General features: G+C 61.9%; 8 protein-coding genes. All 8 read right to left on the minus strand.

Going from position 1 to position 11,686, the window contains the following annotated elements:
* Positions 1-36: 36 nt before the first annotated feature.
* Entirely contained in the window at positions 37-567 is a 531-nt protein-coding gene (locus BN12_RS26405) for a DUF7507 domain-containing protein (RefSeq protein ID WP_235432507.1), read from the minus strand.
* A gap of 481 nt (positions 568-1,048) precedes the next feature.
* Complete coding sequence (locus BN12_RS26790) at positions 1,049-1,987, minus strand: phosphatase PAP2 family protein (RefSeq protein WP_083454879.1); 939 nt, start codon at positions 1,985-1,987, stop codon at positions 1,049-1,051.
* Positions 1,988-2,148: 161 nt separating this feature from the next.
* On the minus strand, positions 2,149-3,627 hold the full coding sequence (locus tag BN12_RS24150; RefSeq protein ID WP_083454880.1) for a lipopolysaccharide biosynthesis protein: 1,479 nt from the start codon (positions 3,625-3,627) through the stop codon (positions 2,149-2,151).
* A 101-nt stretch (positions 3,628-3,728) separates the two neighbouring features.
* Positions 3,729-4,736, minus strand: coding sequence for a hypothetical protein (locus BN12_RS22570; RefSeq protein ID WP_162233135.1), 1,008 nt, complete (start codon positions 4,734-4,736; stop codon positions 3,729-3,731).
* A 218-nt stretch (positions 4,737-4,954) separates the two neighbouring features.
* Positions 4,955-6,568, minus strand: a complete 1,614-nt coding sequence (locus BN12_RS22575; protein ID WP_083454881.1) for a Wzz/FepE/Etk N-terminal domain-containing protein — start codon at positions 6,566-6,568, stop codon at positions 4,955-4,957.
* Positions 6,569-6,745: 177 nt separating this feature from the next.
* On the minus strand, positions 6,746-9,031 hold the full coding sequence (locus tag BN12_RS24880; protein WP_157635639.1) for a GumC domain-containing protein: 2,286 nt from the start codon (positions 9,029-9,031) through the stop codon (positions 6,746-6,748).
* Positions 9,032-9,423: 392 nt separating this feature from the next.
* A complete protein-coding gene (cysN, locus tag BN12_RS22580; RefSeq protein ID WP_048550676.1) occupies positions 9,424-10,677 on the minus strand; it encodes a sulfate adenylyltransferase subunit CysN in 1,254 nt (417 codons plus the stop codon).
* Positions 10,677-11,630, minus strand: a complete 954-nt coding sequence (gene cysD / locus BN12_RS22585; protein WP_048550675.1) for a sulfate adenylyltransferase subunit CysD — start codon at positions 11,628-11,630, stop codon at positions 10,677-10,679. The genes cysN and cysD overlap by 1 nt, the downstream gene beginning before the upstream one ends.
* Positions 11,631-11,686: the final 56 nt, after the last annotated feature.

Here is an 11,686-nt window from a genome sequence, read left to right on the forward strand (position 1 = left end):
ATACGGGTCGCATGAGCATGCGGACATTGTCCAATATCAGCGGGCTGCAGGTCCACGCCCGAAGGAACTAGCACCGCAGGCTACCCCCCCGAGAATGATAAGCACGAGGCCGCTCAGAAGCAGTGCGCGTGAATCGACCCCCGTGAAAGCCAAGATCCCTGGGACGGGGTCCGCGACTGCCGCAGTTCCGTAGGTTCTCTTGACGGTAGAACTGGATGCGGTCCACCCCGCTGGCACCCTTCCTTGCGCCGTCGCGTAGTTGATGCCGAGTCCATTCTTGGCGAGGTATGGGGTCACCACCAACTTCCCCGACTTGCAAGTCATCGAAGCACCAGGCGCCAAAATGCTGTACGGGCATGAGATCGATACCTTTGCCTTAGCCAATCGCTTGTCGATCACCGATACGTCACTTAGCGTCAGGCTTCCGAGGTTTGTGACGCGAAAACTGAAGACCGCGTAGTCGTGAGGATCGAAAAAACCGTTGTGGTCGATGTCGTGTGCTTCGGACAGCCACTGGGATAGGCCGATCTTGGCGTCGGGTTTGGCTACTCTTGCGGACAGTGCCACTTGTGACGCGCTCGTATCGCGGAGGCCGACACGCTCAGCTGATGAGCCCGACCTCGTCGCACTAGCGACTTCCACCCTCACGGCGGCCGAGATCCGTGTGGCTGCCTCCTGCCGGGTCGATGGCCTGGCCGAGTGCGACCCGGCATAGCTCACGGCTGCAAGCGCCCCGCTCACGGGCACCAGCGTCAAGAACGTCCCGCACGTGACTGCCGCCAGGTTCCTCCAACTTGCCTTCATCGAAAGCGCCCTCACTCGGTCTCACCCATCATCATGCGCACCATTCTCACACATAGGCACGGCTCTCCGCAGACGCACCGCACTGCGCAGGCGCGCGCCCTCACGCCTATTTCGCGAGAGAGGCCATCGCGCAAGGCTGGCAGGTGAGGTTCATCGAGCGACCTTCAAGAGACTCCGGTTGCTTCCGCCGCACCGACAAGGCCAGAACTTCGCCGGAACACGCCTCCGCAGGTCCAGAACCCACTTACGACTTCGAAGAGGCCGAGCCCTGGGGACGTCCACCACCGCGCAACGTGGACTCTCGTGTCAACGCCTCGCTGACAGGCTTCGTCGCGAGTTCCGACGGCCGGTCCAAGATGTCAAATACTCTACACATGACCATCAGTAGCATCGTTCCGAACAGCAGGCCGCCAAGGACATCTGTCGCCCAATGCTCCAGGTTATAGATCCGCGCGTACATCTCGACTGCCGCACAAAGAATGACAAGGCACCACGCGCACATCCGTACGCGTGAGTTCCGCGTTGGCCACAGCCTAAACGTCATGAACACGAAAAGGCCGTAGATGACCATTATCCTAGCCATCCCCCCAGAAGGATATGATCCCATTGTAGTGGGTGGATGACCACGGTGCACAATTGCCTCCAGAAGACTCTGAAGGTAATACTCGCTAACCACTCCACCGAGAAGTGTCAAGAGCGGAGTGGCCCAGCGTCTCCTCGACAGTCCATAGGCCACAGGGAAGAATAGGATTCCCACCAGTGCGACCCATCGAGTCTGTCTCAACCCACCCACGTTCGTAAGCACTCTCCACACCCGTGACCAACCATCGAGCTGGCGTGCCTCAAACCACCGAAACACGGTCCAATCGATCGGGTCCTGAAGTACATGAGCAAGGCGTCCGAAGAGGTAACAGACCAAGACCGTGAAGGCGCTTCCTGCGAGGAAAACAACGCCGGCCGTTACCAACCGTCCAAAATTCTTGGCACCAACCTGCACGGTCAATGAATAGCGTTGCCGAATGTCGTTAATACGCGGTCCTGCAACGAGGCTCGGTGCGTAGTACACGGCGACAAAGCAAAGGATGAGCACGCAAGCGAAGAACACCACTGCGAGCCACACAACATCTGGCATGAAGACCTCCGGGTCCCAATAGATAGACTCTTGCCGCCCCAAGCGGCCCATATTCAGATGCAGTCGCGGACTGCACGGCGCGCCTATCCTGAATCTCGCGGACGTATCCAATGTCCTCCGTCACCACGTGGACACCCGCGGCCCTGGGTTCGAGCCGCGATCTGCTCCAGTTGCCGAGGGTCCTCGCCTCAAGTGAGCCTCGGGTAGCCACTTCAACCATTCCGTAAGCTCAACCCTTCCAATTGAAGCACGTGACGAAGTCGCCACAGGATGAGAAGGTACAGAATGCTACCGGTGGCACCTCCGAAGAGGATCGCATGCCATGTCAGGCCAAGAATACCCTGAACCACTGCCGGGATGGCAAGAAAGCTGAAGACTGCTGTGGCGGCGGCCCAAGTCGTCGCCCGCCCAACCGGGTGCAGGTGAAGCGACACACCGACAAGGATCAATGCCGAAACGTTCCGTACCATGATCGCCGCCCCCCAGCCGATCGCCGCGCCCATCACGTTGTGCCGAGGGATCAACCAGATATCCAAACTGAGCATGACAACAAGGGACCCGGCCGCATTGGCCAGATTCCAAGAGGTATGGCCCGCCATCGCGAGCAACTGGTCCACCATGCCGGTCCCTGTTGCTACCAACATCGCGATGGAGAGTAGGACCAATACTTTAGAACCACTGCCATAAGGGTGACCAAACAGGAGCGTGAGTGGCTCCGCAAAAACCAGGAACATCAAGTAGATCGGCCAAGCGACGAGAATTAGCCAAGCCGTAGAAGTCTGATAGATGTGACTGGTAACCGAACCGTCTCCCTTTGATAGGGCCTCTGCGAGTCGAGGCTGGGCGGCTTGTGAAATCGCATTCCCACCAAGTTGCCCAGCGACGATGAAGCGTGTCACAGCCGCATAGATCGCAGCGTAACCCGCGCCCGCGAGTGCACCTACCAAGACGATATCAAGTCGCTGCATCGCCACTTGAATGATGCTTGTCAACGCCCGAGGCACACTGAATGCCCAGAAGCTCTTTGCGACACCCCTGGCCCCTTCCTGGCTTTGTTGTGACTCCGACCGGAAAGGGGCATATAGGCGGCGCCACCACAACCATGCAAGAACTGCAGCGGGCACGTAGGGGATCGACCAGGCAAGGGCGAGTGAGCCGGGCCACCCCAATGCCAGGATCGCCCCCACCAGCGCCACCTGCAGGAGTGAGCGACCGACCTGCTCGACGAGGGCGTTCGCTCGCATAGTACCGAGACCTCGCGTGGCGGAGAGGAGTACCTGCTCCACCGCAACGACGGGGACGACGATGGCAAGAACCTGAAGGTAAGCTGTCCCCAGGTCAATGTGTCTCGGATTAGTATGTTGTGCTACCCAAGGCGCGAAGACGAAGGACGCGAAGCCCATTGCTACAGCTACGACGGCGACCGGTCGAACTGCAATATGCAGATAGCGTTGGATCAGGGTGACGTTCCCAGAGGCCCGGCAGCGCGACATGAAGTAGACCAAGCCGGTGTCAGTCCCTAATTGTCCAAGACTCGTAGCGAGCAGGAACAGCGACGTCACCGAGAAGAATACTCCAGCAGTCGGTCGGTCAAGATTGCGTGCGATAAGAAGTGTTAGGCCGAAGTTCGCGACGGCTGACGTACCTGCCCCCAGAAGGTTGATCGCACTGCCCCGCGCAACACGCCGCATCGGCTCCACGGGCCGTGCCTCGCCGGCAGCCGGAGACGAGTCATGAGCAATGTGGTCTCCGCCACGGCCCCCAGCCTCGCGGGGGCCCACAAGGTGCTCGCTCACAGTCTCATGAGTGCCGAGAGCCGCCCAAGTACGCGCTCCAGCCAGTCCAAGCGGCCCATGGTCGTATCCCCACGCTGGGGTTCACCGTCAACGGCATACCGCGTGGCGATCTCGAGGGCATACAGAAGTACCTGAAAGCGAGCTGCCTCCCCCGTCAGACCGAAGGGTGCAAGGAGCGAATCGGCGTCTCTCACTGCCATTGCGAATGCATCTTCCGGTGCCACGGACTCGAGTGCGGCACCGTGCACTTTGTGGTGGATCGCATCTAAGCCGAGGGGTACCCCCGACTCGAAGTGCTCCCAGTCCCAAGCAAGCAGTCGGCCCTGCGAGGAAGTCATGTTCCATGGGCCCCAGTCCCCATGCCACGATCCCATTATCACCTCGCGAGACCGATGGGGCGCAAGTTCGTTCAGGGTCCGCCGCAAGACGTCCGCGCTGACCGACGGCGCCAACGATTCGACGCGGCTACAGAGGCGCGCCCAGAACCCTGTCTCCGATAGGGGTCGGTGATCGGTACCGCGAACGAGCGCAATCTCAAGCATGACTTGGTCGAGGAGATCCTTGTCAATCTGACCTTTGCCTGAGCGCCGCAGTGCACGCTGGACAAGAACCTCGTGCTGGCCCCACCGACCTCGATGGAGCACTTCAGGCACGACCAGCTTGCGAAAGGTCGCGTTATGCAAAAAGATGAGGTTCGCTCCCTCGGCTCGCACCAGCGCTCGCGTCTGGTCATTGACGCCCACCTTGACAAAGGCGATCGTCCGCCCCGAGGAGTCAATCAGTTGCAGAACAGGCTTCTCCACGGCGCGGCGGGGTCCGATGTAGATGCTGGGCAAGAGGTCGGCCTCCAGAGCATCATTGAGATACCTTCCGAGATCATCCGTGGACCTTTCGATCGTAATCCTCTGGGGCATCATGCTTGCCAACCCCAAACCACAAGCGGTAGCGGCCAACCGCACCTTGATCAAATCGGTACCAGTGGCGAACAGTTTGTAGTTACGCACGCCGGCAGCCGTAACACGCCATGGTCTCGCCGGAAGAACCAACTTTGGCCGCCCGAGGCTGGGAAGGACAACGAAATCGAACGAACCCCTCATTGCGCGACGTCCGGTACGAATCCGCACCTGGCCGGGGGCTGGCCATAGTGTCTGGAGCATCTCAAGCAGGTATGTCCTGCCACCAGGGCTCGAGGCGTCCATCCCATCAGACGCCATGACTGAGGTCATGTCAGGGTCCGGGTCGCAGGGTCACGTGACTTTTCGAACACCTGGCCGCCGGTCAGCTTATTCGGAGCAGAATGGCGCGAGTGCCGGGGCCCGGGGACTGACGACTGCAGACTCTCACTCGGGACATCCCTATCCGCCTGCGCCGGGCGCCCCCCCCAACCCGTACGAGGAGCACAGACCAAGCCAAGAACGGGCACATCCAATTGCCGGGCTCGGCTAGCCGCAGTCACCACTTGGTCGTAGGTGGTTACCTGGTCCATCACAATCAGTACACAAGCGTCGGCCGCGTACACCAGGGCATTGCCGTCGGACGTCGTCGAGGGCGGTGCGGCGACGATGACGAAGTCCACATCACGGTGCAACTGGTCGAACACATCGGTCAGGCCCCGACCCCCGAGCAAGTCGCGAGACCGCTCGTGGCTGTTACCGGCCCGAAGGACTTTCAGGCCTCCAACGTCGACAAGCGCGGCATCCAGGCTCATCCCCGTGAGAACCTCGAAAAGGCCCGGCCCATCGGGCACACCCAGCACATCGGCGGCGCTATTCTGTGCCTCCGGCACGGTATCGACGAGGACAGCACGATATCCGGCATCAACCAGGCTTCTGCCGAGGCCTGCAACGAGCGGCCCAGATGCTGGGCCAGCGCGATCCGCAGTTGGCGACACGACAATCACCGACGGGCGTGGTGCGGCCGCGAGGAAAGCGGTTCGCACCAGTCGGTATGCCTCAGATGCAGCCGCTTCCGAATCCTGAGAGGCCAAGTCCTTTCCCAAGTCCCCGAGGACCGGAAAGCCAGCCACCAGCACTTCGTGGGACACACGAATCTTGTCGTCAGCCCGTTCGCGCCAGACGGCCACCGCCAAGCCCGTGAAGAGACCCAACGCTGCCGATGCGAGGATGAGCAGCCAGCCCGGCAGGCCATCCGGCGAGCTGGGAAGAGTTGCCGGCTTCACCACCGATCCGGCATCGACCTGGGTGGCCTGAATCTGCCCGATGCTGTCTTGCAGTGCGGCCACGCGGCTTGTATAGATCTGTACCTGCGCCGAGGCGTCAGCCGACGCGTCGGACTTACTGGCGCTCTGCGCCGCCTTGGCCAGACTGGAACGCGCCGACTTGAGCTGATCGTTGAGATTCGCCAACTGATTCGCTTGGTTCGTCTTGCTCTGTGCTGCTCGGTATGCCAGGAACTGATCGGCAAACGATGCGGCGATGCGTTTAGCATCTGCCGGCGAGGCTGCCTGAGCCAGTATCGCCACGATCTGGGTGTTCGAAGGCACCGTGACGGTTACTGACGACGTCCCAGCCACGACCCCGGTGTGCAGGTTCTCGTCGACCAGTTTCGTGACCGCAGGTGAGGTCACCATGCTGGCCTCAGTTTGCATAGCGATAGTCACCTGTTGGGCACTGGTGGGTCCAGGCGCAAGTGGGTTTCCAGGCGCAGGATTCAGAAGAACCGCTGTCGAGGACGTGTACGACGGTGACCGCATCAGCGTGTAGGCCGCCCCACACCCGGCGACCAGCATCGCTATGGTGATGATGAGCACGGCTCGTCGTCGGAGCGCATGGACAATCAAGTGCTCGTGCGTCCCCTCGTACATGGCTGTTTCCATCAACCTAGCCTTCGTCGATTCCCCCGTCAGGACCCAGCCTAAACGCTGCAGGGGTTCGGCTTGGTCCGAATCGGATGTTGTTACGGACTCCGCTCGTCCGGCCGCCAGAGGCGGCGGTCGAATGTTCGCCTTCACAGTCCCACCACTGCCCTCGCGTGACCCCTGACTCCGGAGTGTTCATGTGCGACACATCGAGACACCGATCACGTCAGCACCCGCGGCCTTAAGACGGTCACGGGTGACTCGTGCACGCACGGAGTTGGCCTCATCGGAACAGACCAACACTATCCGTTGAACGCCGGTGTCAGACACCGGACCATCCCCCATCCGAGCCGCCGCGTCACAACTGATGAACTCGTCGTCAACGCTCAGATAGGTAGCCGGCAACCACTCTGGCCGGGTAGCTGAAGGCATGTCGTTTACAACCGGGACGTCGAGGTCCGCAGCGGCCCTTCCGGAGGACGAGAGCCGGCGACCGCGGAGCTCGCGCAGAAGCGCAACGCCAAGCCCAACCAGCAGACCGAGTCCCAAGCCACTAGCAAGCCTCACGGTCCGCGGCCCAGTGACTACCACCACCCGCGCTGGACCGAGAACGCGACCGCCGACCAACTGTGTACTCGACAGCTGCTCTCGCTGATTCTCGATTTCTGCAATCGATGCGAGCAGCCCGTACTGAGTCTGCTTCAGCAATGCTCTCCGCGAACTCCGCACATCATAGTCCGCGAAATGGTCGAGCGCTGTGCCCTCGTCATCAACAGTGCCGAGCGCTGCATTCACGGCCGCGGATCGCGCATCGATCCCATCGAACGCCCGTGTCTGCCGGGCACGCAGATACTCATTGCGCGAATCCAACATACTCTGTGCAGCGGCGCTGACCACGGCAGAAGCTGTTGTCGGGCTCATCGATTGGTAACTGAGGTTGAGGATTCGAGAGTTGGGTATGGCTGTAACGGAAAGGCCAGAGTCATCAGCGGCGACAGGCCGCGCGGCAACTCTGCTCATCGCCTCCAAAACTGGGGCAGAATATGCGAATTGAGCCTCGGTGTCGAGGGTCCGGGTCCAAGGGTCACCGCCCGGATAGACCGGCTCCGGGGGGATCAGCACCGAGATCGTCGCAACCGAAGGGCTGCCTTCGCCGAGGCTCCAGGATGCAGCACCTACTACAGCAAGGACTGTCGGCACGAGGATAGCCACCGCATGCCTTCGAAGAAAGCGCGAGTATCCACCAAGGCTCGGCTCGGCGACAGGAATACTGTGTCGAGACCCGGCTTCTTCCGCCACCAGGGCTTCCCGCCAAAGCACCGCAACGGCACAGAAGATTGCCAAGATCGCTAGGTTGTCTGCACTGTATACGGGGGACGTCAAGACGTGGATAAGAATAACGGATAGCGCCGCAGTTGCAGGCGGGGACTTCAACCTGATGTAGCGCAGGAAAATCATCCCCAGAAAAGCATAGTAGAGGGCAACACCCCCCCATCCCTGGGCGAAACTGACCAAGAGAAGGTGTCCCTGAGTACCAAGTGCGGGTGGAGTGCATAGCGGGCAGTTGGCAGTGGAACCCACTGCTATGGAGCCGAAACTCGACTGGACTGAACGCGTAGTGCCGAACCCCACGATCGGGGAGGTCTCCGACATCCCCGCAAAGCCTAATTCAGTCAGTTGGACGCGGACGTCGTTACTATTCTGACTATTCGTGAAGCGGTTCTCGACCTGGGCGCCAAGGGGCGTTACGAAGAGTACGACTGCTGTCAGCGTCAGCGCACACAGAGCGAATGTGATCAACTTCAGGCGACCGGCCATGGCCGAACGGATGGCCGCAAAGACCAGGAGTGCCCCGAGCGCTCCCCACAGCCCGCGGTTGAGTGAGTAGATGACTGGCACCACGGATACGGCCATGACACATACACCAAAGTACCGGCGTCGCCCAGCGCCTCGACCCATCCATCCGGCAACGAAGAAGGGCAGGAAGCACGCGTAGTTGAGCCCCCACACGTTCGCATATGGGAACGGCGCGCTCGGTCTTGAACTGGCGGGGCCATAGTCCGCATTTTGCAGCTCAGCCAGATTGGGGTGGACCTGGGCGGCAACGAATGGGATGTGGGCAATATGATTGGGAAGCAGGACCTCCAACAAGGACGGGAAAATGGCCCGTGGCGCCAGCACCCCAAGTAATCCGCCGAAGACTATCGTAATGAACATCCAACCCATGACCCTGCAGACCCGGTCCACGCTGACTTCCCGGCGAAGGTTACCGACATACAGCAGAATGACTGTTGCCTGGATGTACCACAGCAACCGAAATCCCCAGGTAAGATACCGGGTCATCCCGCCTGCCATCACGGCTCCTGGCGCCACGACTTGGACGACAAAGACACCAATAATGACCCAGACCAAGAAGAGCAGCCAGATACCGAATCGACGCGGCACATGGACCACCCGCCGCCGCAAGAGCTCATAAGCCATTACACAGGTTAAGGCGACTGAAACGATCTCGGCAATTCCGAGAAGCCACCACAGGGGATACCCGACGAATAGCGCGGCGAGCGGCCATCCGGGTCGGAGCCGCCTTGGTTGTGAGATGCCAGATTGAGAAATGGGCCGACCTGGCTCGTCGCCCGATAACACCATTTGGCGATCGCCTAGGTGCACCTGCGACATTGTGACAACCTCCAAGATCAGGGGGACTGCGGCCCCGCCGAGGGGACCCAGCCTTTCGTCGGCCTTATCGCTCACGACGAATGGTACTCGGCGGGTCAGTGCCCCGGCAGAGGATCGGATTGGCCTCCTTCAGCGGCTACCACCCCGACTTGAGGGGGGTGGTAGCCGCTCCGGAGGATTCCAGGCCTGCTCGGAACTCAGCCGGCGTCGGTGATCATGCCGGCAGCGACGGTGCGGTTGGTGCCCTCGTCGATGAGGATGAACCCGCCGGTGGCCCGGTTGCGGCCGTACTCGTCGGCCATGAGGGGCTGCGTGGACCGCAGCACGACACGGCCGATCTCGTTGAGCTGCAACGCCTGCGCCGTCTCGTCCCGGTGAAGGGAGTTGACGTCGAGCCGGTAGGCGAGGTCCTTGACGATGGTCCGCGCCGTCCGCGTCGTGTGCTTGATGGCGTACTTCGCGCCCGGACGCAGCTGGGCCTTCTCGTCCATCCAGCACACCATCGCGTCGATGTCCTGGGTGACGTTCGGCTGGTTGTTCGGCCGGCAGATCATGTCGCCCCGCGAGACGTCGATGTCGTCCTCGAGCCGGACGGTCACCGACATCGGCGGGTAGGCGGCCTCGATCTCGCCGTCGGCCGTCTCGATCACCGCGATCCGCGAAGTGAACCCGGACGGCAGGACGATGACGTCGTCGCCCTTGCGCAGCACCCCACCGGCGACCTGACCGGCATACCCCCGATAGTCGTGCCAGTCGTCCGACTGCGGCCGGATGACGTACTGCACCGGGAACCGCACGTCGATGAGGTTGCGGTCACTGGCGATGTGGACGTTCTCCAGGTGGTGCAGCAGACTCGTCCCGTCGTACCACGGCATGTTCTCCGACCGCGAGACGACGTTGTCGCCGTTGAGCGCGGACACCGGGATGACGGTGAGGTCGGGAATCCGCAGCTTCGCCGCGAACGCCGTGAACTCCTCGTGGATCTGGTCGAAGACCTCCTGCGAGTAGTCGACGAGGTCCATCTTGTTGACGACGAGGACCAGGTGCGGCACCTGCAGCAGCGTCGCGAGGAACGCGTGCCGGCGGCTCTGCTCGAGGATCCCCTTGCGCGCGTCGACGAGGACGAGCGCGAGGTCGGCCGTCGAGGCGCCGGTCACCATGTTGCGCGTGTACTGGATGTGCCCCGGGGTGTCGGCGATGATGAACTTCCGCCGCGCCGTCGCGAAATAGCGGTATGCGACATCGATCGTGATGCCCTGCTCCCGCTCCGCGCGCAGCCCGTCGGTCAACAGCGCGAGGTTGACCCGCTCCTCGCCCCGCTCCTGGCTGACCCGCTCGACCGCCGCGATCTGGTCGGCGAACACGGTCTTGGTGTCGTACAGCAGCCGCCCGATGAGCGTGCTCTTCCCGTCGTCGACGGACCCTGCCGTCGCGAGCCTGAGAATGTCCATTAGAAGTAGCCCTCCCGCTTGCGGTCCTCCATGGCCGCTTCGCTGAACTTGTCGTCACCGCGGGTCGCGCCGCGCTCGGTGATGCGCGTCGTCGCGACCTCCTCGATGATCTTCTCGATCGTGTCGGCGTCGGACTCGACCGCCGCCGTGAGGTTCGCGTCGCCGACCGTGCGGTAGCGGACACGCTTGGTGAGAACCTCCTCACCGTCCCGGGGCGTGATGAACTCGCCCACGGCATACAGCATCCCGCCCCGGTCGACGACCTCACGCTCGTGCGCGTAGTAGATCGAGGGCAGCTCGACCCGCTCCCGCGCGATGTAGTGCCAGATGTCCAGCTCGGTCCAGTTCGACAGCGGGAACACCCGGATGCTCTCCCCCGCGTGGATCCGGCTGTTGTACAGACTCCACAGCTCCGGCCGCTGGTTCTTCGGGTCCCACTGGCCGAACTCGTCACGGAAGGAGTAGACCCGCTCCTTGGCGCGCGCCTTGTCCTCATCCCGCCGGGCACCGCCGAAGATCGCCTGGAACCGGTGCTTCTCCAACGTGTCGAGCAGCACCGGCGTCTGGATCCGGTTGCGCGTGCCGTCGGGCGGCTCGACGACCGAGCCGTTGTCGATCGCCTCCTGGACGCTGCCGACGATGAGCTGCACACCCAGCCTGCGGACCAGCTCGTCACGCCGCTGCAGCACCTCCTGGAAGTTCTGCCCCGTGTCGACGTGCAGGACGGGCATCGGGATGTTCGCCGGGTAGAACGCCTTCTGCGCCAGGCGCAGCATGACGATCGAGTCCTTGCCCCCCGAGAAGAGAAGGACAGGCCGCTCGAACTCCGCGATCACCTCGCGGAAGATATGGATCGCCTCGGCCTCGAGCGTGTCCAGCTGGCTCAGCTGGTAATTGTTCAGGTCGGGATCGGACACGGGTACATGCTCCTCACGAAAGACTGGAGATGGCATCAAGGATCCGGCCGGAGAACTCCGGCCGGCAGATCACCAGATCGGGCAGGGTCGGG

The sequence above is a fragment of the Nostocoides japonicum T1-X7 genome, assembly GCF_001046855.1.
Taxonomy (GTDB): domain Bacteria; phylum Actinomycetota; class Actinomycetes; order Actinomycetales; family Dermatophilaceae; genus Nostocoides; species Nostocoides japonicum.

Bases quoted from the DNA above. Each gene is read 5' to 3' on its own strand.
- cysD (WP_048550675.1), bottom strand. From the start codon at position 11,630: ATGCCATCTCCAGTCTTTCGTGAGGAGCATGTACCCGTGTCCGATCCC.
- cysN (WP_048550676.1), bottom strand. From the start codon at position 10,677: ATGGACATTCTCAGGCTCGCGACGGCAGGGTCCGTCGACGACGGGAAG.
- BN12_RS26790 (WP_083454879.1), bottom strand. From the start codon at position 1,987: ATGGGCCGCTTGGGGCGGCAAGAGTCTATCTATTGGGACCCGGAGGTC.
- BN12_RS24150 (WP_083454880.1), bottom strand. From the start codon at position 3,627: ATGCGGCGTGTTGCGCGGGGCAGTGCGATCAACCTTCTGGGGGCAGGT.
- BN12_RS22575 (WP_083454881.1), bottom strand. From the start codon at position 6,568: ATGGAAACAGCCATGTACGAGGGGACGCACGAGCACTTGATTGTCCAT.
- BN12_RS24880 (WP_157635639.1), bottom strand. From the start codon at position 9,031: ATGGCTTATGAGCTCTTGCGGCGGCGGGTGGTCCATGTGCCGCGTCGA.